At 74.7% G+C, this 26,249-nt stretch carries 28 protein-coding genes; 13 read left to right on the top strand and 15 right to left on the bottom strand.

All coding sequences use genetic code 11. The annotated features are described in order from the left end of the window. Nucleotides 1–55 precede the first annotated feature (55 nt). Nucleotides 56–628, top strand: a complete 573-nt coding sequence (locus tag ACQP12_RS00235) for a TetR family transcriptional regulator (protein ID WP_433284106.1) — start codon at nucleotides 56–58, stop codon at nucleotides 626–628. On the opposite strand, the gene ACQP12_RS00230 is transcribed toward ACQP12_RS00235, so the two are convergent. The 3 genes from ACQP12_RS00230 to ACQP12_RS00220 all read right to left on the bottom strand — a co-directional run bounded on the left by ACQP12_RS00230 (nucleotide 625) and on the right by ACQP12_RS00220 (nucleotide 2,766). After that, nucleotides 625–1,527, bottom strand: a complete 903-nt coding sequence (locus tag ACQP12_RS00230) for a sulfurtransferase (RefSeq protein ID WP_357944061.1) — start codon at nucleotides 1,525–1,527, stop codon at nucleotides 625–627. The genes ACQP12_RS00235 and ACQP12_RS00230 overlap by 4 nt on opposite strands. 66 nt (nucleotides 1,528–1,593) lie before the next feature. Further along, a complete protein-coding gene (locus tag ACQP12_RS00225) occupies nucleotides 1,594–2,040 on the bottom strand; it encodes an imidazolonepropionase-like domain-containing protein (RefSeq protein ID WP_433284104.1) in 447 nt (148 codons plus the stop codon). A gap of 3 nt (nucleotides 2,041–2,043) precedes the next feature. Continuing rightward, nucleotides 2,044–2,766 (bottom strand): SGNH/GDSL hydrolase family protein, encoded by a 723-nt coding sequence (locus ACQP12_RS00220; protein ID WP_433289572.1) that lies wholly within the window; start codon nucleotides 2,764–2,766, stop codon nucleotides 2,044–2,046. Nucleotides 2,767–3,093: 327 nt separating this feature from the next. On the opposite strand from ACQP12_RS00220, the gene ACQP12_RS00215 reads away from it, so the two are divergent. Both ACQP12_RS00215 and ACQP12_RS00210 read left to right on the top strand, forming a co-directional pair. Further along, on the top strand, nucleotides 3,094–4,686 hold the full coding sequence (locus ACQP12_RS00215) for a hypothetical protein (protein ID WP_433284102.1): 1,593 nt from the start codon (nucleotides 3,094–3,096) through the stop codon (nucleotides 4,684–4,686). A 266-nt stretch (nucleotides 4,687–4,952) separates the two neighbouring features. Then, a complete protein-coding gene (locus ACQP12_RS00210) occupies nucleotides 4,953–6,509 on the top strand; it encodes a PQQ-binding-like beta-propeller repeat protein (protein ID WP_433284100.1) in 1,557 nt (518 codons plus the stop codon). 141 nt (nucleotides 6,510–6,650) lie between these two features. Here ACQP12_RS00210 and ACQP12_RS00205 read toward each other — a convergent pair whose 3' ends face one another. After that, the gene (locus ACQP12_RS00205; protein ID WP_433284098.1) at nucleotides 6,651–7,025 is read right to left on the bottom strand and encodes a VOC family protein; all 375 of its coding nucleotides are present in this window, start codon (nucleotides 7,023–7,025) and stop codon (nucleotides 6,651–6,653) included. 68 nt (nucleotides 7,026–7,093) lie between these two features. Between ACQP12_RS00205 and ACQP12_RS00200 the strand changes: the two genes are divergently transcribed. The 4 genes from ACQP12_RS00200 (at nucleotide 7,094) to ACQP12_RS00185 (ending at nucleotide 10,486) form a co-directional block, all read left to right on the top strand. Then, on the top strand, nucleotides 7,094–8,863 hold the full coding sequence (locus tag ACQP12_RS00200; protein ID WP_433284096.1) for a proline--tRNA ligase: 1,770 nt from the start codon (nucleotides 7,094–7,096) through the stop codon (nucleotides 8,861–8,863). A gap of 55 nt (nucleotides 8,864–8,918) precedes the next feature. Further along, the gene (locus ACQP12_RS00195; RefSeq protein WP_357944076.1) at nucleotides 8,919–9,338 is read left to right on the top strand and encodes a CBS domain-containing protein; all 420 of its coding nucleotides are present in this window, start codon (nucleotides 8,919–8,921) and stop codon (nucleotides 9,336–9,338) included. Between the two features lie 69 nt (nucleotides 9,339–9,407). Beyond that, nucleotides 9,408–9,833: a SufE family protein gene (locus ACQP12_RS00190; RefSeq protein ID WP_357944078.1), complete on the top strand. Its 426-nt coding sequence runs from the start codon at nucleotides 9,408–9,410 to the stop codon at nucleotides 9,831–9,833. A 20-nt stretch (nucleotides 9,834–9,853) separates the two neighbouring features. Then, complete coding sequence (locus ACQP12_RS00185) at nucleotides 9,854–10,486, top strand: DsbA family oxidoreductase (RefSeq protein ID WP_433284093.1); 633 nt, start codon at nucleotides 9,854–9,856, stop codon at nucleotides 10,484–10,486. Between the two features lie 36 nt (nucleotides 10,487–10,522). Here the strand turns inward: ACQP12_RS00185 and ACQP12_RS00180 are convergent, their stop codons facing one another. The 6 genes from ACQP12_RS00180 to ACQP12_RS00155 form a co-directional block, all read right to left on the bottom strand. After that, on the bottom strand, nucleotides 10,523–11,071 hold the full coding sequence (locus ACQP12_RS00180; RefSeq protein ID WP_357944082.1) for a YbaK/EbsC family protein: 549 nt from the start codon (nucleotides 11,069–11,071) through the stop codon (nucleotides 10,523–10,525). Between the two features lie 80 nt (nucleotides 11,072–11,151). Beyond that, a complete protein-coding gene (locus ACQP12_RS00175) occupies nucleotides 11,152–11,346 on the bottom strand; it encodes a hypothetical protein (RefSeq protein ID WP_357944084.1) in 195 nt (64 codons plus the stop codon). A 37-nt stretch (nucleotides 11,347–11,383) separates the two neighbouring features. Next, nucleotides 11,384–12,163 (bottom strand): SDR family oxidoreductase, encoded by a 780-nt coding sequence (locus ACQP12_RS00170; protein ID WP_433284091.1) that lies wholly within the window; start codon nucleotides 12,161–12,163, stop codon nucleotides 11,384–11,386. Nucleotides 12,164–12,267: 104 nt separating this feature from the next. Next, complete coding sequence (locus tag ACQP12_RS00165) at nucleotides 12,268–12,933, bottom strand: GAP family protein (RefSeq protein WP_357944088.1); 666 nt, start codon at nucleotides 12,931–12,933, stop codon at nucleotides 12,268–12,270. Between the two features lie 51 nt (nucleotides 12,934–12,984). Further along, nucleotides 12,985–14,358, bottom strand: coding sequence for an MFS transporter (locus ACQP12_RS00160; protein ID WP_433284089.1), 1,374 nt, complete (start codon nucleotides 14,356–14,358; stop codon nucleotides 12,985–12,987). 55 nt (nucleotides 14,359–14,413) lie between these two features. Further along, nucleotides 14,414–14,674: a hypothetical protein gene (locus ACQP12_RS00155; protein WP_357944092.1), complete on the bottom strand. Its 261-nt coding sequence runs from the start codon at nucleotides 14,672–14,674 to the stop codon at nucleotides 14,414–14,416. A gap of 227 nt (nucleotides 14,675–14,901) precedes the next feature. Between ACQP12_RS00155 and ACQP12_RS00150 the strand changes: the two genes are divergently transcribed. Both ACQP12_RS00150 and ACQP12_RS00145 read left to right on the top strand, forming a co-directional pair. Next, on the top strand, nucleotides 14,902–19,464 hold the full coding sequence (locus ACQP12_RS00150; RefSeq protein ID WP_433284087.1) for an HAD-IC family P-type ATPase: 4,563 nt from the start codon (nucleotides 14,902–14,904) through the stop codon (nucleotides 19,462–19,464). After that, a complete protein-coding gene (locus ACQP12_RS00145; protein ID WP_433284085.1) occupies nucleotides 19,454–20,242 on the top strand; it encodes an MBL fold metallo-hydrolase in 789 nt (262 codons plus the stop codon). Before ACQP12_RS00150 ends, ACQP12_RS00145 begins: the two co-directional genes overlap by 11 nt. 56 nt (nucleotides 20,243–20,298) lie before the next feature. On the opposite strand, the gene ACQP12_RS00140 is transcribed toward ACQP12_RS00145, so the two are convergent. Continuing rightward, nucleotides 20,299–20,718, bottom strand: coding sequence for a CBS domain-containing protein (locus ACQP12_RS00140; RefSeq protein WP_357944098.1), 420 nt, complete (start codon nucleotides 20,716–20,718; stop codon nucleotides 20,299–20,301). A 117-nt stretch (nucleotides 20,719–20,835) separates the two neighbouring features. Between ACQP12_RS00140 and ACQP12_RS00135 the strand changes: the two genes are divergently transcribed. After that, nucleotides 20,836–21,342, top strand: a complete 507-nt coding sequence (locus ACQP12_RS00135; RefSeq protein ID WP_433284082.1) for a GNAT family N-acetyltransferase — start codon at nucleotides 20,836–20,838, stop codon at nucleotides 21,340–21,342. Here the strand turns inward: ACQP12_RS00135 and ACQP12_RS00130 are convergent. After that, nucleotides 21,302–22,249, bottom strand: a complete 948-nt coding sequence (locus ACQP12_RS00130) for an L-threonylcarbamoyladenylate synthase (protein ID WP_433289570.1) — start codon at nucleotides 22,247–22,249, stop codon at nucleotides 21,302–21,304. The genes ACQP12_RS00135 and ACQP12_RS00130 overlap by 41 nt on opposite strands. 74 nt (nucleotides 22,250–22,323) lie before the next feature. On the opposite strand from ACQP12_RS00130, the gene ACQP12_RS00125 reads away from it, so the two are divergent. After that, on the top strand, nucleotides 22,324–22,875 hold the full coding sequence (locus ACQP12_RS00125; protein WP_433284080.1) for a hypothetical protein: 552 nt from the start codon (nucleotides 22,324–22,326) through the stop codon (nucleotides 22,873–22,875). A 52-nt stretch (nucleotides 22,876–22,927) separates the two neighbouring features. Next, entirely contained in the window at nucleotides 22,928–23,818 is an 891-nt protein-coding gene (locus ACQP12_RS00120) for an aminoglycoside phosphotransferase family protein (protein WP_433289568.1), read from the top strand. 37 nt (nucleotides 23,819–23,855) lie between these two features. Here the strand turns inward: ACQP12_RS00120 and ACQP12_RS00115 are convergent, their stop codons facing one another. Further along, a complete protein-coding gene (locus ACQP12_RS00115; RefSeq protein ID WP_433284078.1) occupies nucleotides 23,856–24,470 on the bottom strand; it encodes an ArsR/SmtB family transcription factor in 615 nt (204 codons plus the stop codon). A gap of 63 nt (nucleotides 24,471–24,533) precedes the next feature. Here ACQP12_RS00115 and ACQP12_RS00110 point away from each other — a divergent pair, with 63 nt between their 5' ends. Continuing rightward, the gene (locus ACQP12_RS00110) at nucleotides 24,534–25,124 is read left to right on the top strand and encodes a dienelactone hydrolase family protein (protein WP_433284076.1); all 591 of its coding nucleotides are present in this window, start codon (nucleotides 24,534–24,536) and stop codon (nucleotides 25,122–25,124) included. Between the two features lie 56 nt (nucleotides 25,125–25,180). Here the strand turns inward: ACQP12_RS00110 and ACQP12_RS00105 are convergent, their stop codons facing one another. Continuing rightward, nucleotides 25,181–25,306, bottom strand: coding sequence for a hypothetical protein (locus tag ACQP12_RS00105; protein WP_433284074.1), 126 nt, complete (start codon nucleotides 25,304–25,306; stop codon nucleotides 25,181–25,183). 66 nt (nucleotides 25,307–25,372) lie between these two features. Continuing rightward, nucleotides 25,373–26,164 (bottom strand): HEAT repeat domain-containing protein, encoded by a 792-nt coding sequence (locus ACQP12_RS00100; RefSeq protein WP_433284072.1) that lies wholly within the window; start codon nucleotides 26,162–26,164, stop codon nucleotides 25,373–25,375. Nucleotides 26,165–26,249 lie beyond the last annotated feature (85 nt).

Raw genomic sequence — 26,249 nt, 5'->3', positions numbered from 1 at the left:
ACGGTAGGCGCGCGTCGGTTTCGATGTCAACGCTTGTTGGCCTACAGTTGTGGGCATGACCGACACGGCACCCCGCGCCCGCCGCTCGGACGCCACCCGCGCAGCCATCCTGCGCGCGGCCCGCGAACGCTTCGCCGCCGACGGCTACGAGCGCGCCACCATCCGGGCCATCGCCGCCGACGCCCGCATCGACCCGTCGATGGTCATGCGCTACTACGGCAGCAAGGAGGGGCTGTTCGCCGCGGCGGCCGAGTTCGACCTGCGCCTGCCCGACCTGGCCGCCGTGCCGCCGGACCGGCTCGGCGAGACGCTGGTGCGCCACTTCCTCGCCCGGTGGGAGGGGGACGAGACCCTCGCGGCGCTGCTCCGGGCCGCCAGCACCAACCCGGGAGCGGCCGAGCGGATGCGCCTGCTCTTCGCCGACCAGCTCGCCGCGGCGGTGGCCGGGTTCGGCACCGACCCGGCGACCACCGCCCGCCGGGCCGGCCTGGTGGCCAGTCAGACCCTCGGCCTGGCCTTCACCCGCTATATCGTCCGGCTGCCGCCGGTGGTGGAGATGACGCCGGAGGACGTGGTCGCCTGGGTCGCCCCGACCCTCCAGCGCTACCTGACCGGCCGACCGGCCTAACCGGAGAAGCTGCCCGGCTCCTCGCCCTGCACGACGGGGGCCCGGACCAGGTTGCCCCACTCGGTCCACGAGCCGTCGTAGTTGCGGACCCGCGGGAACCCGAGCAGGTGGTGCAGCACGAACCAGGTGTGGCTGGACCGCTCGCCGATCCGGCAGTAGGCCACCACGTCGTCGGACGGGCTCAGCCCGAGCTGGTCGACGTAGATCGCACGCAGCTCGTCCACCGCCTTGAAGGTGCCGTCGTCGTTCGCGGCGGCCTTCCACGGCTTGCTCACCGCGCCCGGGATGTGCCCGCCGCGCAGCGCGCCCTCCTGCGGGTAGGCCGCCATGTGCAGCATCTCGCCGGTGTACTCACCCGGCGACCGCACGTCGACCAGCGGCCGGCCGGCGGTCACGTGCGCCATCACCTCGTCGCGGAACGCCCGGATCGGCGCGTCGTTCCGGTCCGGCACCGGGTAGTCGGCGCGCGGCCGGGTCACCGCGTCCTTCGACATCTCGCGTCCCTCGGCCACCCACTTCTGCCGGCCACCGTCGAGCAGCCGGACGTCGGCGTGGCCGAAGAGCGCGAACACCCAGAGCGCGTACGCGGCCCACCAGTTGAAGTTGTCGCCGTAGAAGACCACCGTGTCGCCGCGGCCGATGCCCTTGGCGGCGCACAGCTCCGCGAAGCTCTTCGCGTCCAGGTAGTCGCGGGTCACCTGGTCGTTCAGCTCGGTGTGCCAGTCGACCTTCACCGCGCCGGGGATGTGACCGGTGTCGTAGAGGAGCACGTCCTCGTCGGACTCGACCACCACGAGGCCCTCGTCGCCCAGGTGCTCGGCCAGCCACTCCGTGGTGACCAGACGCTGCGGGTCGGCGTAGGACTGGAGGTGCGGGTTCGGATCGCTCGGCACAGGCATGAGCCCCAAGGTACGCCGGATCACCGCACCGCGACCGGCCATCCCGTGTGGTGGGGCGAACACCGGTCAGGCGCGGCGGTGCACCAGCCGTCCGGCGACCACCGTGGCCAGGCAGGAGCCGTCCGCGGCGAACACCGCCAGGTCGGCCCGGCCGCCGACCACCAGCGCCGGCGGCCGGGCGGTGGCGAGCACCGCCACCTCGTTGCGCGCGGCGGCGGCCCGCAGCGCCGGATCGGTGACGTGGTCGGCGAGCACCGCGGCGGCTCCCCGCCGGAACAGGGCGTGCACCCGCTCGCGCGGGGTCGGCGCGGGCGGCAGCGGCCCGTCGTGCACCAGCGCCGGCCCGAGCACGCCGGCCCACCGGCGCACCCGCACCCCGGGGTACGCCCCGGTCAGCTCGTCCAGCGGCGCGACGGCCTCGACCCGGTCGCCGCTCACCAGCACGGCGTGATCCGGCCGGGGCTCGTCGTCGAGGGTGAGCCGCAGCAGGTGCGCGGCGTGCAGGGTCCGCACCCGTCAGTCGAGGGTGATCGGCCCGAGCACCGGCCGCTTGGCGGTGACGAGGTCGCCGGAGGAGCGGCCGGTCAGCCGGCGCTTGATCCACGGGGCCAGGTGCCGGCCGGCCCAGCGCAGGTCGGCGGCCCGGGCGGCAAGCCAGGGCGTGGGCGCCGGATGCGGCGGCACCATCAGCCACTCCTCCTCACACGCCACGCCGAGCGCGGCGAGCACCTGCCCGGCCACCCGCCGGTGCCCGGCCGCCGACAGGTGCAGCCGGTCGGTGCTCCAGAGCAGCGGGTTGAGGTAGGTGTCGTCGGCGTACAGGTCGACCAGGATGGCGCCGTGCCGCTCGGCGACCTCGCCGACCACCCGGTTGAGCAGGGTCACCCGGGGGGCCACCAACCGCTGGCCGGGCAGCCGGGCCATCACGTCGGCGAACCGGAACAGCACCACGTCGGCGCCTCCGGCGCGCAGCCGGGTGATCACCTCGTCGAAGCGGGGCACGAAGGCGTCCGGATCGAAGGTACGGCGCAGCACGTCGTTGCCGCCGGCCGCGAAGCTGATCAGGTCGGGCTTCATGGCCAGGGCGGCTGGCACCTGCTCGGCCACGATGTTCGGGAACAGCCGGCCCCGGATGGCCAGGTTGGCATAACCGAAGTCGGGGCCGGCCTCGGCGGCGAGCCGGGTGGCGACCAGGTCGGCCCAGCCCCGGTAGGTGCCGTCCGGATAGGCGTCGTCCATACCCTCGGTGAAGCTGTCGCCCACCGCCACGAAGTTGCGCCAGCGCACCGCGCCTCCCTCTGACAGACCCGGCAGAGCTGCCTGACCCGGCAGAGCTGCGTCGGCCAGTCTCGCACCGAACGGGCTCCCGCTGCCCGCCCCCTGCGGGGACGTGGCGGAGGTCATCGGCGGCGAGCGTGAGCAGAGTCATCAGGACAAATGTCCCGCTTGGTGGGTCCGGGGCAGAATCCGTCCGCCGGACCGGGGATGATGTTGCCCGTCATCCGGTCCGAAGGTGGGAGGCACCCGCCGCTGCGGCTGGTCAGCGACGGCGCGAACGAGGAACGCATGACCCAGGGACACCCGGCCGCCTTCCCGGCCGACGGTCAGCCGCACCCGCCGGGCCAGGCGTACCCGGTCCCACCGCCGGGCCAGGCGTACCCGGTCGCACCGCCGGCCTTCCCCACCGCGCCCGGCTACGGGCCGCCGGGCGGGCCGGGGCAGCCGGGCTTCGGGGCGTACCCCGGTGGGCCGGGGCAGCCGGGCGTCGGGCCGTACCCGCCGGCCCCGCCGCCGCAGCCGAAGTCGCGGCGCGGCCTCTGGATCGGGCTGGGCGTCGGGGCGCTGGTGCTGACCCTCTGCGCCGGCACGGCGATCGGCGTGGGCGTCGGGCTGAGCAAGCGCGGCGAGGACGCGGCCCCGAAGGCCGCCGCCGCGGCCAACGGGGTGACCGTCACCCAGCAGGAGCTGGACGAGCTGCTGGCCCGGCACAGCAAGGCCCTCGCCGACAAGGACCTGAAGGGCTACCTGGCCCCCTTCGACCCGGCCCGCAAGGACCTGGTCGCCGGCCAGACCCGGCTCTTCGCCAACCTGGGCAAGCTGCCGCTGGCGGTCGGCCAGTACCGCACCGTCGCCCAGCAGGGGCGGACCACCGACAGCTTCGGCCGCGGCGTCAGCTTCCAGCTCGACGTCTCCTTCGTGCACCAGTTCGAGGGGTACGACCTCACCCCGGTCGCCGAGTGGTACCGCTGGACCGTCGTCCGGGAGGGCCAGGGCGCCCCGCTCAAGGTCACCGCGGTCACCGGGGCGCCCGCCGCGCTGGGCAGCTCGAAGACGGTCTACTACCCCGGCCCCTGGGACAAGTGGCGCGAGATCCACGTCGAGCGCACCGCGCACACCCTGGTCATCACCGACGCCGCGCTGGCCGCCGAGGCGAAGCGGTACGCACCGGCCGCCGAGGCGGCGGTGGCCGACGACTTCGCCGCGTGGCGGGCCGGCGGGGTCACCGCGGACATCCCGAAGGGCTTCGTCATCAGCCTGGTCAAGGGCAAGCAGGACCTGGGCTCGCTCTATCGGATCAACAAGGAGAAGACCACCGAGGCCGGCGTCTCGATCGGCATGATCTCCGCGGACCGGAAGCAGGACATCGACATCGGCGGCAGCCGCATCGTGATCGACGTGGCCGACCGGTCGTTCTTCGCCGCCGGCAACACCCGGGGGCCCCGGGAGATCTTCCGGCACGAGGTGGGCCACTCCCTGGTCGCCAGCCTGGAGGACGCCGACAAGCAGGACTTCTTCGACGGCATCGAGAACTGGATCGTGGAGGGCTTCGCCGAGTACCTGGCCCACCGGGGTGAGCCGCTGCGGTCCAGCGGCCGCACCCCGCAGGCACGGTCGATCGTCCGCTCCGGCGACTGGGAGGGCACGCTGCCGGGCAACGCCGACTGGGACCTCTCGGGGCGGACCAGCTTCCACTACTGGCTCGGGCACGCGGCCATGACCCACCTCGCGGAGAAGTACGGCGAGCAGAAGCTGTTCCAGTTCGTGACCGCCCGCTACCAGGGCGCCACCGCCGACCAGGCCAGCCGGCAGGTGCTCGGCGTCCCGCTGGCCCAGTTCGAGACGGGTTGGGCGGCGTACGTGCGGGCCCAGGCGCGCTGAGCGGGAACGGAGCGAACGAGATGACGAACCCACAGGTCCCCGCGAACCAGCCCGGGGCATCCGGCGGCTGGCCCGCCGCGCCGCAGCAGCCGTGGCCGCAGCAGCCGGCCGCAGCACCTCAGCCATCGATCCCGCCGCAGCCCGGTGCGCCGTTCGCGCCGCCGGTTGCGCCGGCTCCGCAGTCGGCGGCACCGCAGCCTCCACAGCAGAGCGTGCCGCATCCGGGCCTGCCGCAGGCCGGACCGCCACAGGTCCCGTACCCCGGAATGCCGCAGCCGCCGCACCCGGTGACCGGCCAGCCGGCGTCCTACCCGGTGGGCGGGCAGCCGCCGCACCCGGTGGCCGGGCAGCCGCCGCACCCGGTGGCCGGACAGTCGCCCTACCCGGCGGCTGGGCAGCCGACATACCCGGTGGCGGGGCAGCCGACGTACCCGGTGGCGGGGCAGGGCGCGTACCCGCCGAGCGGCTGGGCCGGGCCGGGCGGTCGCCCCCCGGCGGCGCCCAAGCGGCGCGGACGTCTCGCGCTGCTGCTGGCCGGCGGCCTGGTGGCCGTGCTGGCCGTCGGCGCCGGCACCGCCTACGGCGTCTCCCGGCTGATCGGCGGAAGCTCCGGCGGCGACGGCGATCTGAAGACGGCCTGGGTGCTGGACTTCCCCGAGCGGCAGAGCATGACCGGACTCACCGCGTTCGACCAGGAGGACATGTTCGGCGCCTGGCTGGTCGGCGACAACGTGGTACGGGCGCAGGCGGACGGGGTGCTCGCCTACCGGCTCTCCGACGGCGGGCAGGCCTGGGGTGCCCCCGCGCCCGACGGGACCTCGGTCTGCGTCGCGGCCCAGGCCGTGACCGACGGGCGGGGTGCGGTCGCGGTCGGCTCCGACAAGACCTGCAACACCGTCGCCGGGGTCGACCTGAACAGCGGCAAGGTGACCTGGCAGGCCAGGTTCCCCGCGCCGGTCATCGAGGGGCGCGACACCCTGACCGCGCCCGACCTGTCGGTCGCCGGTCAGCAGGTGATCGTCCGCTCCGAGGACACCATGATCGGGCTGTCGCTCGCCACCGGGAAACAGCTCTGGCGCACCACCGGCAAGAAGCTGCTGCCGGGGCGGGACTGCGGGTTCAAGGACATGCGGGCCGCCGACGAGCTGGTGGTGGTCACCTACGGCTGCCCGCGCGGCGGCGAGGTGGATGCCCTCGACCCGGCCACCGGCAAGGTGCGCTGGCGGCAGCGGCTGCCCGAGTCGAAGCTCATCGACGGCGTGCTGGGCGTGCAGCCGCCGGTGGGCCTGCCGGGGCTCGGGCATGACGCGTACACGATCCGGGACCCGCGGACCGGCAAGGAGGTGGCCTCCTTCACCGACCCGATCGACGGCGTCGAGCTGTGGGACGTGCCGCCGAACCGGTCCAACGCGATCGACGGTCCGGCGATCTACGAGTGCCTCGTCAGCGACGACACCCTCTATTACCCGACCTTCCCCAAGCCGGTGCCGGGCACCGGGCGGTCGGCCAACCAGATCGTCGCGATCGACCTGGCCACCGGCAAGAGGCGCTGGATCTCCTCCGGCCACAGCAGCAGCAAGGTCCAGCTGATCCGCCAGGACGAGCAGGGCGTGCTCGCCTGGGAGTCCGGCGACCGGAAGAAGCTTCCGCCGCGCCTGGTCCGCATCGACCCGGCCACCGGCAAGGTCAGCGTGGTGGCGGAGGGGCCGCTCTCGGCCGGCTTCGAGGGCGAGTCGGCCAAGGTCATGGAGCGGGACGGGGTCGTGGTGATCGTGCCCTGGAAGCACGTCGTCGCGGACCGGGCGATCACCGTGCTGCGCTGACCGGGGTCGCCGGAGGGGCGGACCACCGGCCCGAGCGCGCCGGGACGGGCGATCGTCCGTCGGTGGAGCGCCATGGAGGTCAAAACGCTCCGGTGACCTCCATGGCGTTCCACTCAGCAGCGCCGCACCGTTCGCCGCGGTTCAGAGGTACAGGCAGAACGGGTGGCCGGCCGGGTCGAGGTGCACCCGGACGTCGTCCTGGGGTTGGAAGTCCGCGACCGTGGCGCCCAGGGACACCGCGTACGCCGACGCCGCGTCGAGGTCGTCGACCTTGATGTCGAGGTGCGCCATCATCTGCGGCTCGCCGGGGCCCGCGGGCCAGACCGGGCGCACGTATGCGGGCTCGGTCTGGAACGCCAGCCCGGCGCCGCCCCCGGATGCGGCCAGGACCACCCAGTCCGGCTCGTCCTCTTCCCGTGCCCACCCGAGCAGCCGTTCGTAGAACGCGGCCAGTTCCCGCGCGTCGGGCGCGTCCAGCACGGTCGTCGTCATCGTCAGCCGGGGCCTCTCATCCATACCCCTCTACTACCCACACGGCGGCGAATATGATCGCCTGCCGATCCCCGCCGCCGTACGCTGCCTCAATGCTGCTGCGCATGTCGACCCTGCTGCTCCGGACCCTGCGCGAGGACCCGGCCGACGCGGAGGTGCCGAGCCACCGGCTGCTGCTCCGCGCCGGCTACGTCCGTCGCGCCGCACCGGGCGGCTACACCTGGCTGCCGCTGGGCAAGCTGGTGCTGGACCGGGTCACCGAGATCGTCCGCGCGGAGATGGCGGCGATCGGCGACCAGGAGGTGCACTTCCCGGCGCTGCTCCCGGCCGAGCCGTACCGGACCAGCGGGCGGTGGGCGGAGTACGGCGACGACATCTTCACCCTCGAGGACCGGAAGGGCGCCGAGCACCTGCTCGCCCCGACCCACGAGGAGATGGCCGCGCTGCTGGTGAAGGACCTGTTCAGCTCCTACCGGGATTTCCCGGTGACGCTGTTCCAGATCCAGACCAAGTTCCGCGACGAGGCCCGGCCGCGGGCGGGCCTGCTGCGCGGGCGCGAGTTCCTCATGAAGGACGCCTACTCGTTCGACCTGGACGAGGCCGGGCTCCAGAAGGCGTACGACCGGCACCGCGACGCGTACCAGCGGATCTTCACCCGGCTCGGGCTGGACTTCACCGTGGTGCACGCGATGTCCGGGGCCATGGGGGGCTCGGCGTCGGAGGAGTTCCTGGCCGCCACGCCGGTGGGCGAGGACACCTACGTCGGCTGCACCGCCTGTGACTACGCGGCCAACACGGAGGCCGTGGTGACCCGCGCGCCGGCGGCCGGCGACCCCGAGGCCCACCCGGCCGTGGCGGTGCACGACACCCCGGAGACGCCGACCATCGCATCCCTGGTCGACCTGGCCAACGCCCGCGCGCTCGCTGGCCGGACCGACTGGACCGCCGCCGACACCTTGAAGAACGTCGTGCTGGCCGTGCGCCGGCCCGGCGCCGAGCAGGCGGACCTGCTCGTGATTGGGCTGCCCGGGGACCGCGAGGTGGACCTGAAGCGGGTCGAGGCGGCGCTGCACCCGGCCACCGTGGCGGTCTTCGAGGACTGGGCGGCGCATCCGGAGCTGGTCCGCGGCTACCTCGGGCCGCAGATCCTGGCCAAGCACGGGGTCCGCTACCTGGTCGACCCGCGCGTGGTCACCGGCACCGCGTGGTTGACCGGGGCGAACGAGCCGGGCCGGCACGCCACCGACGTGGTGTGCGGGCGGGACTTCGCGCCGGACGGCACCATCGAGGCGGCCGAGGTGCGCCCGGGCGACCCCTGCCCGGCCTGCGGCGACGGCGAGCTGACCATGCGGCGGGGCATCGAGGTGGGGCACATCTTCCAGCTCGGCCGCCGGTTCACCGACGCCTTCGCGGTCGACGTGCTCGGCCCGGAGGGCAAGCCGGTCCGGCCGACCATGGGCTGCTACGGCATCGGCGTCTCGCGGGCCGTCGCGTCGGTGGCCGAGCAGCACCACGACGACCGGGGGCTGGTGTGGCCGGCCGAGGTCGCGCCGTGCGACGTACACCTCGTGGCGGCCGGAAAGGGTCCGCAGCTCGACGCGGCGCTGGAGCTCGGCGGGCGCCTCTCCGCGGCCGGGCTGCGGGTGCTGGTCGACGACCGCACCCACGTCTCGGCCGGGGTGAAGTTCACCGACGCCGAGCTGATCGGCATCCCGCGCGCCGTCGTGGTCGGCCGCCGGCTGGCCGAGGGGTACGTCGAGCTGCGCGACCGGGCCTCCGGCGAGCGGATCGAGTTGCCGGTGGACGGCCTGGTCGAGCGCCTGCTCGACGAGGCGCGTGGGGCGCGCCGCGACCGGGTGTAGCGGACGCGCCACGGGGTACCGCAGACGGATCGACCAAGGTGTTTCGGAGGCTCTCATGTACCGGGTCAGTGACGTGATGACCAAGCAGGTGGTCTACCTGCCCGCGGAGACTCCCCTGGACGAGGCGGCCAGGGTGATGAAGGAGTCGGACATCGGCGATGTCGTGGTCACCGACGGAGCCACCCTGGCCGGCATGCTGACCGACCGCGACATCGTGGTGCGGGCGGTGGCCGAGCGGGCCGACCCGGGCAGCACCACGATCGGTGCGATCGTCACCCGCGAGGTGGTGATGATCGAGCAGCACTGCACGGCGGGCGAGGCGGCCGCGCTGATGCGCGAGCGCAACATCCGGCGGGTGCTGGTCTGCGACAGCGACCGCAAGCTGGTCGGCATCGTCTCCCTCGGCGACCTGGCCATGCAGCTCGACCCGAACTCCGCCCTGAGCGACATCAGTGAGGCCGCCCCGAACATGTGACCCGCCCGACCCGGTGCCCTCCCCGCCGACCCCGGAGGGCGCCGGGTCCACGGCGGTAGCCTGGCGGTCATGTCCGAGATGCCGAGCAAGCTGGCCGAGATCGTCGACGAGTTCGCGGCCGCCCCACGCGACGTGGTGCTGGAGATGCTGCTGGAGTTCTCCGACGTGATCCCGCCGCTGCCCGAGGGCGTGGACCGGGGCGACCTGGAGCAGGTCCCGGAGTGCCAGACCGCCTTCTTCCTGCGCGCCGAGGTCAACCCGGACAAGACGGTGAGCACCATCTTCGACTGCCCGCCGGAGGCGCCGACCACGCGGGCGTTCGCCGGCATCCTCGCCGAGGGGCTGGCCGGGGCGAGCGCCGAGGACGTGCTGGCCGTGCCGGACGACCTCTACCAACGGATGGGCCTGGCCCAGGCGATCAGCCCTCTGCGGATCCGCGGCGGCACCGCCATCCTGGCCCGGCTGAAGCGCCAGGTGCGGGAACAGATCTCCTGATCGACGGGTTGTCGCTGGTCATGGAGATCGAGATCTACGCCGACGTCGTCTGCCCCTGGTGCTGGATCGGCAAGCGCCGCCTGGAGCAGGCTCTGGAGCGGTACGACGGCGAGGTGAGCATCCGGTTCCGGCCGTTCCAGCTCGACCCGACGCCGGTGACCGAGCCGAAGCCGCTCATCGAGGCGCTGGGCGCGAAGTTCGGCGGCCGGGACAAGGCCGAGGGCATGGCCGCCCACGTCACCCAGGTCGCCAAGGGCGCCGGGATCGACATGCACTTCGACCGCGCGGTGGCCGCGAACACCTTCGAGGCGCACCGGCTGGTCCGGTTCGCCACCGAGCGGGGCCGGGCCGCCGAGGTGGTCGAGCGGCTCTACCGGGCGCACTTCCAGGACGGTGTCGACGTCGGGTCGACCGACGCGCTGGTCAAGCTGGCCGGCGAGGTCGGCCTGGACGAGACCGAGGCGCGCGAGTACCTGGAGTCGAACCTCGGTCGCCGGGAGGTGGCCGCCGACCTGAGCGCCGCGCATCAGCTCGGCGTCTCCAGCGTGCCGACCTTCGTGCTCGCCGGGAAGTACGCCGTGACCGGCGCCCAGGAGCCGGAGACCCTGCTGGCCGCCCTCCACGAGGTGGCGCAGCGCGAGGCGTCAGCGTGATGTTTCACGTGGAACAAGATCGATGCGGGTGACGGCCTAGGCCGGCCGGGCCAGGTCCTCCACCACCGTTGCCCCGGGCAGCGCGCCGAGCGCCGGCCCGGGCAACGCGATCTTGCTGTGCCGTACGCCCGACCCGATGATCACGTGCGGCATGGCGATCACGCGCGAGTCGACCAGGATCGGCCAGTCCTCGGGGAGCCCGATCGGGGTGATCCCGCCGTACTCCATCCCGGTCAGCTCGACCGCCTCGGCCATCGGCGCGAAGCTCGCCTTCCGCACGTCGAGCAGCCGGCGGACCACGCCGTTCACGTCGGCCCGGGTGGTGGCGAGCACGATGCAGGCCGCGTAGCGCGTCTCGCCGCCCCGCTTGCCGGCGACCACCACGCAGTTGGCCGACTCGTCCAACCCCACCTCGTACGCCGCGCAGAACGCCGCCGTGTCGGCCAGCTCGGCGTCGATCGGGGCGACCAGCACGTCGTCCACGTCCACGGGAGCCTCGTCCGGCCACCGCTCGATCGCGGCGGCCACCGGCGCGGCCAGCAGGTCCGGGCGGGTACGGGCGGGCTCGGTCTTCAGCGTCCCCATCACGGGTGCGATCCTCGCACCCGGCGGACGGCTCCGCTGACCGACGTGCCGGCCGGCCCGAATCCTGGACCGGCCGCGGGTCAGCTGCCGGTGAGGAAGGCGTTCTCGCGGGCGAACGTGCGGTCCTGGTGGGCCGCCAGCTCCTCGGCCCGCAACTGGTTGACGCGGTGGGTCTCCACGTCCTCGATGCCGTGCCGGACCCCGAGCCGGATCACGCCGTAGAGGAAGACGAAGCCGAAGACGTACAGGATCACGGTGGTGAGGAAGACCAGCATGCGGCCACGGTAGGGCGGCCCGGAACCGCAAGAGGTTTCATCTCCGGGTGGATCCCCCGTACGTGTCCGCGAGGTGGTCGGCCCAGGTGCGGGTGCCGGTCGGGGTGGCGGTGGTGGTGAGCCCACCGGCGCGCAACTCCCGGCCCAGCCGCCCCGGGATCCGCACCGGCAGCAGCGGGCGGCGGGACCGCCGGGCCGCCTGCCAGGCGCGGACCGCCTCGTCGTAGCGGAGCACCTCCGGGCCGCCGAACTCCTCGATCCGGCCCGACGGACCAGCGGTCAGCATCGCGGCGAGCCGTCCCGCCACCTCGCCGGGGTCGACCGGCTGGGCGAGCACCTTCCGGTCCCCGAGCACCGGGCCGAGCCGGCTCGCGGCCCGCAGCAACTCCTCCAGGAACTCCGGGAACTGGGTCGCCCGCAGGACGCCCCACGGCACCGGTCCGGCGGCCACCACCCGCTCGGCCTCGAGCTTGTGCCGGTAGTAGCCGAGCGGCACCCGGTCGACGCCGACGATCGAGACGTAGACCAGGTGGCCCACCCCGGCGTGTCCGGCGGCCAGCACCAGCCGGCGGGTGCCCAGCACGTCGATCTCGTGCGTGCGCCGGTTCGGTGAGGAGGCCAGGTGCAGCACCGCCTCGACCCCGTCGACCGCCGCGGCCAGCCCTTCACCGGTGGCGAGGTCGGCCGCCACCCACTCCACTCCGGCGTCGCTCCGCGGCTGCCGGCTCACCGCGCGGACGGTGTGCCCCTCGTCGCGCAGCCGGGGCAGCGCCACCCGCCCGAGCCGTCCGCTCGCCCCGGTCACCAGCACCCGCATCTCGTTCTCCCCTCGCCACGCCGCTCGCTCCTTCCTCGACGGCGACGCCCGACCGGAGGTGACCGGCTGTGCGGCAGGTCACCCCGGCGGCAAACCCCGACGGCTCACCCCCGGCGGCTCGACTCCAGCAGGTCGAGCACGGTCACCAGCGCGAAGAACGCGATCACCACCTCGCTGACCACCCAGCCGTGCCGGTCGGTCCAGGCCCGGAGCCGGGGCAGCGCCGTCGCGGCCCGCCCGCGGGCCAGCAGCAGGATGAGCAGGGGCACGGCGAGCAGCCCGAGAGTCAGCAGGACGAACGGCAGCAGGTGCCACCACGCCAGGTCGTGCCGGGCGACGCTGGCGCCGACGGCCGCCATGGTGAGGTCGTCGGTCGGGGCGGTGGCGACGAGCACCACCCCGAGCCGCAGGGCGTATCCGGGCCCGGCCCGCCGGAGCCGGTCCATCCAGCGGGGCGGGCGGGTCTGGTGCCGGCGCAGGTAGACGATCACCGCGAGGACGACCAGCAGCGCCAGCACCACCCAGTCGATCCGGCTCGCGGTCCGTTCGAACCGGACGACGTCGCTCTCCGCCCTCGCCTCCGGACCGCGCAGCAGTCTGGTGAGCAGCCAGCTCAGCGTCACCCCGGTGAGGACCACCGCTCCCGCCCCGGCCAGGTACCCGAGCGAGGCGGCCCGAGGCCGCTCGGCCGACGCGAGGAGCACCGCCGCGACCACCTGCGTCCCGGCCACCATCACCACGGCCAACGGCAGGATGGTCAGGAAGTTCATCGCCCGACCATCCTCCCGGCCCGTCAGCCGGCCCGGGCCGCTTTGCCCGGATCACCGGCGGGCGAGCACCACCCGGCCGGCGAGCAGCACGCCGAGCAGCCCGCAGCCGGCCGCCACGGCCAGCGTCGTCGCGTAGCTCGCCGGGCCCGGCGCCGAGCCGGCGGCCAGCACGGCCCCGGTCAGCGCCAGCACGGTGGCGGCGGCGAGCGAGTCGCCCAGTTGCAGCGCCGAGCTGTTCCGGCCCTGCTCGGCCGGGGCCGACAGGTCCAGGGTGAGCACCGACAGGGACGGGTAGAGCAGTCCCATGCCGAGGCCGGCGACCGCCCAGGCGAGCACCGCGAGCGCCACCGGCACGGCCGGCAGGAGGGCCAGCGTGACGCCGGCCGTGCCGACGGCGATGCAGGCCAGCCCGACCCGGGGCAGGGTGGCGGCGGATCGGGGCGCGGCGATCCGGCCCTGGATCCAGGAGCCCACCGACCAGGAGAGCGCGCCGACGGTCAGCACCAGCCCGGCGGCGGTCGGCGAGAAGCCCCGCTCCCGGGACAGCATCAGCGGGATCACCACCTCCGCCCCGGCGAACGCCGCCGAGGCCAGGCCACGCAGGCCGATCACGGTGGGGAGCCCCCGCGCGGCCCGCAGGAATCCCGCGGGCAGCAGCCGCGGTACGCAGACCAGCAGCCCGACCAGCGCCGCGCCGATCAGCCCGGCGGCGAGCGCGCCGCGCTGCTGCCCCCCGTAGTGCAGCAGTGCGGCGCTCACCCCCGCCCCGCAGGCCCAGCCGATCCGGGCCAGCGCACCGGCCGGCGGCCGGGTCGGCACGGCCGCGCCCAGGGCCCGCAGCCCCGGCTGGACCAGCAGCACCGCCGGCAGCGCCACCGCCGGCACGGCGAGGAACACCCAGCGCCAGCCCAGGTGCTCGACGATCAGCCCGGCCAGCGCCGGGCCGACCAGCGACGGGACGACCCAGGCCGCGGCGAACGCGGCGAACACCCGCCGCCGCAACTCCTCCGGGTACGCCTGCCCCACGATCACGTAGAGCGCGACGGAGAGCAGCCCGGAGCCGAATCCCTGCACGACCCGCCCGACGACCAGTACCTCCATGGTGGGCGCGGCGCCCGCCACCACCAGGCCCGCCACGAACCACGCCACCCCGTGCCACATGGCCGGGCACGGCCCCCGGGCGTCGCACCAGATGCCGGAGGCGACCATGGCGATCACCCCGGAGGCGAACGGGCCGCCGAAGGCGAGCGCGTAGAGGCCGAGCCCGTCCAGGGTGCGGGCGACCGTCGGCATGGCGGTGCCCACCGCGAGCGACTCGAAGGCGAGCAGCGACACCAGGGCGACGCTGCCCACGGTCATCGCCCGCAGCCGCGGCGACCAGAGGTGTGCGGGCGGTGCGGGCGGTGCGGCGGTGGCGGTCGACATGGGCTACAGCTTGGGACCTCAACCGGGATTGAGGTCAACGGTGAGCCCCGTCTCGTCAGGCCGACTCCAGCGCCTCACCCACCCCCTTCACCAGTCCCGAGTAGTGCTGGTCGGCCAGGAGGTGCCCGGCCGTGACGACGATGGCCAGCGGCCACTCGATGACCTGGAGCGCGGCGAGCACGCCCAGCCCCGCGTAGTAGGCCAGTTTGTCGGGCGGCGGCACCGCCACCTCGCCCAGGAGCGGAATCTCCACCCGCCGGCAGTACGTCTTGATCATTTCCCGCGACCCGCTGAGGTTGCGTGTCAGCGTGCTCATCCGCGCCTCCCCGGCTCCGACGACGACATCGATCTTCGAGTGGCATTCCACGGGCCTCCCCGTCCATGCCCCGGGCAGTGCGGAAACTTCCCCCACCGGCGGGGCATAACGGACGCCACGGCGGGAAGTCGGGCTCGCCGGGACGAGGTGCGGGGAGGCGAGATGGCGTACGGCTACCACAGCGGAAGCTCTGGGGAGCGGGGCCGGCAACCCGGCCGTACGCCTCGATGACCTCGCTGGGCCGCGTCGCCGGCCTCCTGCTGTCGCCGGTCGCCGTGCCGGACGCCGTGGCCCGGGTCGCGCGCACCGTCGCCACCGCCGTGCCGGACACCGCCCGTACCGTCGGATCCGCCCTGCCGGGAACCGCCAGGAACGTCGTGCCGGACAGCGTCGTCGACGCGGCGGGAACGGTGGGCGCGGGGATCGCCCGGCTGGCCCGCCTCGCCGGGCTGACCCGGCGCCGGGTCTGGTCGCGCGACGGCCGGCACCACATCGAGGTGCACGGCGTCTGCCAGGACGGCGGGGACCGGCTGGCCCGGCAGGTCGAGGCGGCGCTGGAGGCGCTGCCCGGCGTGGCCTGGGCCCGGGTCAACGCGCCGTCGGGCCGGGTGATCGTGGCGGTCGAGCAGCCGGAACCGAAGCTCCGCGACCTGATCGCCACCGTGGCGCGGACCGAGCGGGTCTGCCCGCACGAGCCGGACCCGGACATCCCGCCGCCGCATCCGCCCGAGGAGGGACCGCGCACGGCCCGCACGATGGGCGCGCTGGCCTCGGACGCGCTGGGCCTGACCATCTCGGCGGCCACCCGGATCCTGCCGTTCACCCCGGTCCCCGGCGAGGCGGCCGGCTTCCTCGCCGCGGTCGACCTGCACCCGAAGCTGCACGCGCTCGCCGACCGGGGCCTGCGCGCCGACCCCCGCGCCGAGGTGCTCTTCCCGCTCGCCGAGGCGGTGGTCCAGGGACTCACGGGCGGCTGGGCCGGGATAGTGCTCGACGGCGCGCAGCGGGTGGTGCAGTGGGGTGAGGCGCGCGCCCAGCTCGCCGTGTGGGCGAAGGCCGAACCGAGGCTGACCGGTGATCCGGACCGCGCGGTCGCCCGGGTACCGGACGGCGAGCGGCCCCGCCCGGTCCCGGACGGCCCGGTCGAGCGGTACGTGAGCCGGATGCTCGCCGGGGGCGCGGCGGCCGGGGCGGCGGCGCTGCCGGTGGCCGGCGGGAAGCGTGCCGCCGCGCTGGCCCTGTCCTCACTGCCCAAGGCGCCGGGCAGCGGCCGCGAGGGGTACGCCGCCCAGCTCGGCCGGATGCTCGCCCGGCGGGGCGTGATCGCCATGGACCGCAGCGTTCTGCGCCAGCTGGACCGGATCGACACGGTGCTGCTGGACGCCGCCGTCCTCGGCTCCGACCGGGGCGTGCTGGCCGACCTGGCGCCGCTGCCCGGCGCGGACACCGGTCAGGTGGCCGGCCGGGCGTTCGCCCTGTTCGACCCGGCCGCCCCGGAGGCCGTGCACAACGCCGACGGCTGGCGGCTCGGCCCGCTGGACCGGCTGGACGCCGACGACCCCGGGGACACCCCGGACAGCGCGCGGCTGCGCGAGGACGGCGGCCGGCTGCTCGGGCTGGCCGAGGGCGGCCGGCTCGCCGCCGTGCTGCGGGTCGAGCCGGAGCCCGTACCCGGGGTGGACGCCCTGGCGACCGCCGCCCGCCAGGCCGGCCTGCGGCTCGTGGTAGCCGGGGAGGACGACGGCCGGTACGACTTCGCCGACGCCCTCGTGCCCGGCGGCACCCAGCTCGCCGACTCGGTCCGCGACCTGCAACGCGAGGGCGCCGTGGTGATGGTGGTTTCCGGCGACCGGGCCGCGCTGGGCGCCGCCGACTGCGGCCTGGGTGTCTCCGCGCCGGAGGACCTGCCGCCCTGGGGCGCTCACCTGCTGGTGGGCGACGACCTGCGGATCCCCGCCCTGCTCATCGACGCGACCGGGGTGGCCCGGCGGATGACCGCACAGAACATCCGGATCGCGATGGCCGGCACCGGGCTTGGTGCGCTCGGCGCGTTCACCGCCGACCGGGAGCGGCTGCCCCGCCCGACCCTCGCCGCGGTGAACGGCGCCGCCGCCCTCGCCTTCGCCCACGGCGTCTGGCGGGCCCAGCGGCTGCCGGACCGGACCCGTACGCCGGCGCCCGCGCTCAGCGCCTGGCACCTGATGCCCGTGGAGACCGTCCTCGACCAGCTCGGCACCCACGCCGAGGGGCTGACCGACGAGGAGGCGGCCCGCCGCCGGCGCGCCGTGACCGGGGACGGGCACGGGCCGGCCGGGCTGCTCCGTGCCTTCGCGGACGAGCTGTCGAACCCGCTCACCCCGGTGCTCGCCGCCGGGGCCGTGCTCTCCGCGACGTTCGGTTCGCTGGTCGACGCCGCCCTGGTCGGCGGCGTGGTGGGCGGCTCCGCGCTGATCGGGGCGGTGCACCAGCGCAACACCGAACGATCCCTGGCCTCGCTGCTGTCCCGCTCGGCGGTGACCGCCCGGGTGCTGCGCGACGGCGCGGAGCGGGTGGTGGCCGCCGAGGAGCTGGTCGCCGGGGACGTGGTCACGCTGGGTTCCGGCGACGCCGTCCCGGCCGACTGCCGGGTGCTGACCAGCGACGGGCTGGAGGCCGACGAGTCGTCCCTGACCGGCGAGTCGCTGCCGGTGGGCAAGAGCGTCGAACCGGTGGTGGCCGCCGCGGTCGCCGAGCGGCACTCGATGCTCTACGAGGGCACCACGGTCGCCGCCGGCCACGGCACCGCCGTGGTGGTGGCCACCGGCGAGGAGACCGAGGCGGGGCGCAGCCTCGCCCTGGCCCGGCAGGCGCCCCCGGCCAGTGGGGTGGAGACCCGGCTCGGGAAGCTGACGAGCGCCGCCCTGCCGCTGGCCGCCGGCTCGGCCGTCGCGGTGGCCGGGGCGGGGCTGCTCCGGGGCGTACCCCTGGTCGAGACGGCGGCGACCGCCGCGAACCTGGCCGTGGCCTCGGTGCCCGAGGGACTGCCGTTCCTGGTCAGCGCCGCGCAGCTCGCGGCGGCGCGGCGGCTGGCCGAGCACGGCGCGTTGGTGCGCAACCCGCGGACCATCGAGGCGTTGGGCCGGGTCGACGTGCTCTGCTTCGACAAGACCGGCACCCTCACCGAGGGGAAGCTGCTGCTGGCCGGAGTGGGCGGCGGAGACGACCGGTACGCCCCGCCGGACCGGCTGGACGGCCCGCTGCGGCTGACCCTGGCCGCGGCGCTGCGGGCCACCCCGGCGGCGGCCGACCCGGACGAGCTGCCCCAGCAGACCGACCGCGCGGTACGCCGCGGCGCGGACACCGCCGACGTCGTGGAGCAGACCGGCGCGCCGGACTGGGCCGCGGTGGGCGGCCTGCCGTTCGAGCCGTCCCGGGGCTACCACGCCACCGTCGGCCGCACCACGGACGGGCTGCTGCTCAGCGTGAAGGGCGCGCCCGAGTCGGTGCTGCCGCGCTGCGCGGCCCGGCGCACCGCCGGGGGTGACATGCCGCTGGACCCGGCCGGCCGGGACGCGCTGCAGGCCATGCTCGCCGAGCGGGCCGGCGCCGGGCACCGGATCCTGGCCGTGGCCGAGTGCCGGGTGGGGGTCGAGTCGGTGACGGACGAGCAGGTCGACGGGCTGGTCTTCGTCGGCTTCCTGGCCATCGCCGACGGGGTGCGGGACAGCGCCGCGCCCGCGGTGCGGCGGATCCGGCAGGCCGGCGTGCACACCGTGATGATCACCGGGGACCACCCGGCCACCGCCGAGGCGATCGCCGCCACCATCAGCCCCGACCACGGCGAGCAGCGGGTCGTCACCGCCACCGAGCTGGACCGGCTCGACGACGAGGCCCTCGCGGAACGGCTCATGGCAACGGACGTGGTGGCCCGCTGCACCCCGGCGCACAAGGTGCGGATCATCCAGGCGTTGCAGCACCGGGGCCGGACGGTGGCGATGACCGGCGACGGCGCCAACGACGCCCCGGCCATCCGCCTCGCCGACGTGGGCATCGCGCTCGGCCAGCGGGGCACCCCGGCGGCCCGCGCCGCCGCCGACCTGGTGGTCACGGACGACCGGCTGGAGACGATCATCGCCACCCTCGTGGAGGGACGGGCCATGTGGTCGTCGGTCCGCCACGCGCTGAGCATCCTGGTCGGCGGCAACCTCGGTGAGATCGCGTTCAGCGTGCTGACCGCCGCCGGCACCGGACGGTCGGCGCTCACCGGCCGGCAACTGCTCCTGGTCAACCTGCTCACCGACCTCGTGCCGGCGCTGGCCATCGCGGTCCGTCCACCCGCCTCCGACGGGGCCGACCACCTGCTGCGGGAGGGGCCCGACACGTCGCTCGGCGAGACGCTGACCCGGGAGATCGCGCTCCGGGCCGGCGCCACCACGCTGGGCGCGACCGCCGGCTGGACGCTCGCCCGGTGGACCGGTCGGGAGCGCCGGGCCGGCACGGTCGCGCTCGCCTCGCTGGTCGGCACCCAGCTCGGCCAGACCGTGCTGGCCGGCGGCACCAGCCCCGCCGTGCTGGCCTCCACCGCCGCCTCGATCGGCGCCCTGGTCGCCGTGGTGCAGACCCCCGGGGTCAGCCAGTTCTTCGGCTGCACCCCGCTCGGCCCGGTGGGCTGGAGCATCGCCGCCGGTTCGGCGCTCGGGGCCACCTTCGCCAACGGCGCCCTGACCCGGCTGGTCGACCGCCTGCCCCAACGCGGCGCCCGCCCGCATGGCGAGGCTGATCAGGGGTACGGCGAAGAGCATGACGCCTGAGGTGACCTTCGTCGGTACGGCGACAACCGTGTTGCGGATCGGCGGGTTCACCCTGCTCACCGACCCGAACTTCCTGCACCGGGGCCAGCGGGCCTACCTGGGCAGGGGGCTGTGGTCGAAGCGGAGCACCGACCCGGCGCTGACGATTCCCGAACTGCCCACGTTGGACGCAGTGGTGCTGTCCCACCTGCACGGTGACCACTTCGACCGGGTGGCCCGGCGCGGGCTGGACCGGGCCCTGCCGATCGTCACCACACCGCAGGCGGAACGGAAGCTGCGCCGCTGGGGGTTCCAGGCGGCGGAGGGGCTGCCCACCTGGCGCTCGCGCGAGCTGCACCGCGGGGACGAGACGTTGCGGCTGACCGCGCTGCCCGGCCAGCACGGGCCCGGGGCGCTGGACCGGCTGCTGCCCGACGTGATGGGCACCCTGCTCGACCTGGAACACGCCGGCGAGCGCCGCTTCCGGCTCTACGTCACCGGGGACACGCTGCGCCGCCCGCAGCTCGCGCAGATTCCCGAACGGTTCCCGGACATCGACGCCATGCTGATCCACCTCGGCGGCACCCGGGTCGCCGGCATCCTGCTCACCATGGACGCACGGCAGGGCGCCGACGTGGTGGAGCTGATCCGTCCCCGGCTCACCGTGCCCATCCACTACGACGACTACCCGGTGTTCCGCTCCCCGCTGCGGCACTTCGTCGAGGAGGCCCGCCGGCGCGGCTTCGTCCGGCAGGTCCGCACCATCCACCGGGGCGAGACCGTGCCGCTGACCCCCTGACACGGTTCGCCGCCCCATCCGGCGCGGGCCGGAGGGGCGGCGGAACGGCGGACCGGTCAGGCGTGCTCGGAGATCGCCTCGATGAGGTCGCCCACCGGGCGGTCCGGCAGCGAGCGGGCCACGTCGGCGACGGCCACGATGCCGACGAGCTCGCGCCCGTCGATGACCGGCAGCCGGCGTACCTTGTGCTCGCCCATGGTCCGCAGGATCTCGGCCGCGTCGTCGTCCGCGCCGATGGTCACGGCCTCGCCCTGGGCCAGCTCGCCCGCGGTCACCGCGGCCGGGTCCTTCCCCTGGGCCAGCACCTTCACCACGATGTCCCGGTCGGTCACCATGCCCTTGAGGCGGTTGTCGTCGCCGCAGATCGGCAGCGAGCCCACCCCGAGCTCGGCCATCCGCCGGGCGGCGGTCCGGAGGTCGTCCTGCTCCCGGACACAGCTCACGTCGTTGGTCATGATTTCGCGTGCGGTCGGCATTGGCATGACACCTCACTTTCGGGGGTTGTTGTCCGTACTCCTACCCCCACCGGAGGCAGCCATGCGGCCTGCGTAAATGGATCGATCGCCGGCCGGGGCGGCGGCTAGGGTGCCGGCGTGCCGTCACCTCGCCTGGAGCAGATCACCCCGGACAACGTCCTGGCCGCCTGCGCGATCGCCGTCCGTCCCGACCAGGAGGGGCTGGTCGCTCCCGTCGCCCGGTCGCTGGCCGAGGCGTACGCCCAGCCGGCGGTCGCCTGGCCCCGGCTCGTCTTGGACGGCGACCGGCCGGTGGGCTTCCTCATGGGCTTCCTCGACGTCGGGTGGCGGGAGGACGATCCCACCGACGTCCGCTCCGGCCTGTGGCGGCTGAACATCGCCGCGGACCAGCAGGGCCGGGGCTACGGGCGGTTCGCCGTTGCGGCGCTCGCCGACGAGCTGCGCGGCCGGGGCACGGACCGGATGTTCGTCACCTGGGCGCCCGGCCCGCACGGCCCGGAACGCTTCTACCAGCGCCTCGGCTTCCGGCTCACCGGCGAGCTGAGCGGTGACCAGGTGGTCGGCGAACTGGCCCTCCGACGGGTCAGTGCCAGGTGGCGGCCGCCCGCCGCAGCCGGTCGTTGATCGCCCGGCCCACACCGACCTCGGGGACCGGCTCGGCGACGATCTCGGTGACCCCGGTGGCGTCGAGCCGGTGCAGGGCGTCGAAGAGCCGCGCGGCCGCCGCGGTCAGGTCACCCTCGGGCGACAGCACCTCCACCGCGGCCCAGTCACCCCGCGCCGGTGGCTCCCGGAAGGCGAGGAACCCGCGCCGCCCGCCGTTCCCCTCGGCCGCCGCGCCCAACCGCAACGGGGTACGCGGGGCGTAGTGCGCGGCCAGCGTCCCGGGCGCCACCGGCTGGCCGGAGCTGCCGGGGCGTACCTCGACCGGCCCAACCGCCTCGACGAGCGCCTCCACCGGCAGCGCGCCCAGCCGGAGCACCACCGGCCGCCCGCCCCGGGCGTCCACGATGGTCGACTCGATCCCGCACCGGGTCGGCCCGCCGTCGAGCACCACGTCCACGGCCGCTCCCAGCCCGGCCACCACGTGCTCGGCGCGGGTGGGGCTGAGCTGCCCGAACCGGTTGGCGCTGGGCGCGGCCACCGGCACCCCGGCGGCGGCGATCAACGCCCGGGCGGACGGCTCGTCGGGCACCCGCACGGCCATGGTGTCCAGGCCCGAGGTGACGATCGGCGGGATCGCCGCCGGCCGGTCCACGATCAGGGTGAGCGGGCCGGGCCAGAAGCGCTCCACCAGCGCGGCCACCGCCGGCGGCACGGCGCCGACCAGACCGGGCAGGTCGGCGGCGTCGGCCAGGTGGCTGATCAGGGGATCGAAGCTGGGCCGGGCCTTCGCCTCGAAGATGCGGGCCGCCGCCCGGGCGTCCAGCGCGTTCGCACCCAGCCCGTAGACCGTCTCGGTGGGGAAGGCGACCAGCCCGCCGGAGCGCAGGACGGCGGCGGCCTCGGCGATGCCGCTCTCGGCCGGCAGGACGCGCGGGGATCCGGTGCTCACGCACCGACGCTAGCCTGCCGCGACGGCCGGCCCGGCACTACCCTGCCCCCATGGGCAGGCGGATCGCGCTGGCGGTGGCCGGTGTCCTCGTGCTGGTCGGCTGTCTCGGCCTGCTGACCGCCGTGCCGGCCGTCCAGCGGGCCGTCTCGCCGCACGCCGAGCCGACGCCCCTCCCGATCCGGCCCGCCGGCCAGCGCTACGACGACCTCGCCGTCGACCTCGACCCCGGCCGGTACGCCATCTGGGCCACCCGGCCGACCAGCGCCCCGGACGCGGGCCGGTGCCGGGTGACCGGGCCCGACGGGCGGGCGGTCCCGGCGGCCGAACCCGGGCACCTGGTGGAGTGGACCGAGGTGGCCACCGACGACACGACCTGGACCTGGACCGCCACCTTCGCCGCCCCGGCCGCCGGTGGCTACCGCCTCACCTGCCGGCTCGACCCCGACGCCCCCGGCCAGCAGTACGCGGTCACCCGGGAACCGGACCGCCGGCTCGCCCTGCGCCTGCGGCTGGCGTTCTGGCGCGGGCTGCTGGTGGCGGCCCTGCCGGCGGGTCTGGTGATCCTCGGCATGACGCTGAGCTGGCGCCGCCGGGCAGACTGAACTCGTTTGCGGCTCTCGCCCGGGCCGATCCAGGATGGTCGCCGTGACCCGCATGAAGATGCACGCCGACGAGGTGCTGACCGACGTCGACCTGGTTCGCCGGCTGCTCGCCGGGCAGTTCCCGCACTGGGCCGACCGGCCGCTGCGCCTCGTCCCCTCGCACGGGACGGACCACGACATCTACCGGCTCGGCGACGACCTGGCGGTGCGGCTGCCCCGGATCGGCTGGGCCACGAAGCAGGCGGCCCGGGAGGCCGAGTGGCTGCCCCGGCTCGCCCCGCACCTGCCGCTCGCCCTGCCCGTGCCGCTGGCCATGGGCCACCCCGCCGAGGGCTACCCGTTCGACTGGTCCGTCTACGAGTGGCTGCCGGGTGAGAGCGCCAGCACCGCCCGATACGACCGGGACGCGGCGGCGGCCGACCTGGCCGCCTTCATCGCCGCCATCCGGCGGATCGACACCACCGGCGCGTACCCCCGGCCACCGCAGGCCCGGGGTGCGGACCTCGCCGAGCTGGACGAGGGGGTCCACGACGCGGTGCGCCGGCTCGGCGACCGTGTCAACGGCGCCGCGGTGCTGCGCGCCTGGCAGGAGTCGCTGGACGCGCCGGCCTGGGGCGGGCCGGGGCTCTGGCTGCACGGGGACCTGCTGCCCGGCAACCTGCTGGTGGTCGACGGCCGGCTCTCCGCGGTCATCGACTTCGGCGGGCTCAACGTCGGCGATCCGGCCTGCGACCTGCAACCGGCGTGGAACCTGTTCACCGGCGGCAGCCGCGACCGGTTCCGCGCCGAACTGGCGGTGGACGACGCCTCCTGGCTGCGCGGCCGGGGCTGGGCGCTGTTCCAGGCGGTGATGGCCCTGCCCTACTACTGGGACACCAACCCGGGGATCGTCCGACAGACCTCCCACGCGCTGCGCGAGGTGCTCGCCGACGCCGCCCGTTGACCTACCCGCCCCGGCCGCCCCGGCAGCTCGTCGCGGCTCAGCGCTGCTGAGCGGCGTCGCCGCCGGGGCGGTCGGCCGGGTCCCGGTCGGTGTCCGGGAGGGTGGGCGCGTCGGTCGGATAGAGGCCGGCGACGAACCCGTACACCTGGTCTCCGGAGCGGGGGATCTGGGCGAAGCGGCGGGCGAGTGCCTGGACCTCCGCCCAGAACGCCCGCACGTCCCCGATCGGGATGCGGGCGTGGACGAGCGTGCACCGCAGTTCGTCGGCGGCGTGGGCCGCGGCGGCCTCGGCGGCCGCTTCGGCGAGGCCGTTGATGCGCGCGACGACCTGCTTGTCCTCGGGCCGGTTGAGCACGCCGACGTAGAACGTGCGGGCGACCCGGCCGTAGAACCGCTCCTCGATCGCCCGGACCCGTCGCGTCCGCACCACCTTGAGCAGGCCGGCGTCGACCAGCAGGTTCACGTGGTAGGCGACGCTGCTCTTCGGACGGTCAACCGCACGGGCCATCTCGTTGACCGTGGCGGCCCGCTCCAGGAGCAGCTCCAGCAGGGTGCTGCGCAGCGGGTCGGCCAGCGCGCGCAGCTGCTCGGGCGCGGTGACCACGAGGAGCTCGTCGAGGTCGTAATCCGGGATCTGCTGATTGACCGACATTTCTCGACCGTTCTAGAATTCTGGATCATTCGATCACTCTGGTTCGATGACAGGAGTCTAGAGATGGCAGACATCGTCCTCTTCCACCACATCCAGGGGCTCACCGACGGCGTACGCGCCTTCGCCGACGAGCTGCGCGCCGGCGGGCACACCGTGCACACACCGGACCTGTTCGACGGCGAGCGCCCGGCGACCATCGAGGAGGGCGCCGCGCTGACGAAGCGCATCGGCGGCGCGGTGCTCGACGAGCGCGCCGACCGCATCGTGGCCGACCTGCCGAAGGACCTCGTTTACGCCGGCTTCTCCTGGGGCGCCGCCACCGCCCAGCGGCTCGCTCAGACCCGCGCCGGCGCCCGCGGCGCCCTGCTCTACGAGGCCTGCCTGCCGGTCACCGGCGAGTGGGCCGTCGGCCCGTGGCCGGACGCCGTCCCCGTGCAGATCCACGGCATGGACAAGGACCCGTTCTTCGCGCTGGAGGGCGACATCGACTCCGCCCGCGAGCTGGTCGGGATCGTCGGACCCGAGCGGGGTGAGCTGTTCGTCTACCCGGGCGACGCGCACCTGTTCACCGACAGCTCGCTGCCGTCCTACGACGCGGACGCCACGGCGCTCGTGGTGCGGCGCTCGCGGGAGTTCCTCGACCGGCTGGGCTGACCGGTCAGTGGCACACCACCGCCACGTTGACGAAGAGACGCACGCGGCGACCGTCGTCACCGCGATCGCGCCGGCCGGGTGATCGGCTGGAGCACCGCCAGCAACGCCACGAAGAAGGCGCCGCCGAGGAGGCAGACCCGGAAGCCGCTGAGACGGGACGGCGGCTTCCGGTCGTCGATCATGGGCTCAGCCTAGGGGCGCACCGGTTGAGGTTCGACGGGTCACCTGGTCTGTTCCCGGCTGCTTGCCTACCGCTGGTGTCTGCGGATGTTCCGCAGGATCTTCAGGGCCTTCTTCGCGGCGGTGCTGACGTGCGCGCCGGTTCGCACCGTGGCGTGGTCCTCCGCCGCGAGGTGCGCCAGCAGTTCCTCGGCTCGTTGGTCGCCGGTCGACCCGAGTGCTCGTGCGGCCCAGAAGCGCACTTCGGGATCGTCGTGTGAGGTCGCCTGGATCAGCCGGTCGAACGTCCTGGTGGCGGGGTGCGCCAGCGCGGCCGACAGGTAGCCGGCACGCACGGGACGGCGTGGCGACTCCAGCGCATTCCACAAGTGCTCGATCGCCTCGTCGTCACCGATGTCGGCCAGGGCATGTGCGGCAGCTGCCCTGACGTGCTCAGCCGGGTCGTCGAGCACCTGCGCGAGAGGCGTGATCGCCGTGCGGTCACCCAACTCCCCCAGGGCTTCGCAGGCCCACTGTCGGGCAAGCGCATCGCCGTGGCCGAGTAGGTCGATCAACAGCGGAACGGCCGCCTGGACACGCAGGGTCGCGCAGCCGGTCGCCCCCCACGCCTGACATCCGTACTCCTCGTCGGCAAGCGCGGCACAGAGCGCTTCGGCCAGCGACTCGTCACCGAACAGCACGAGGAGATTCAACGCGCGGGTGTAGATCTCGGGGTCGAAGTCGCGGTAACCGGTCACGATCTCCCTGAGGACCTGCTTCGCGGCCGCGTCCTCCCTCTCGGCCCCGGCCAGGAGCACACGCAGTGCCTCCAACCGAACCTCGCGGTCACGGTCGGTCAGCTCGCGGAGTCGCTCATGCACAGGAGACAACCTAAGTCCCGGGAGGGAACCGCGGTGGGCGCGCCGGCTCCGCCGAAACCGCCTTGTTGTCGTGCTGGCCCGTCTC

The organism is Micromonospora sp. CA-244673 (genome assembly GCF_050948395.1).
GTDB lineage: Bacteria > Actinomycetota > Actinomycetes > Mycobacteriales > Micromonosporaceae > Micromonospora.
Note: the sequence above shows the minus strand (reverse complement) of the source record. Positions and strands in the feature narration are given on the sequence as shown.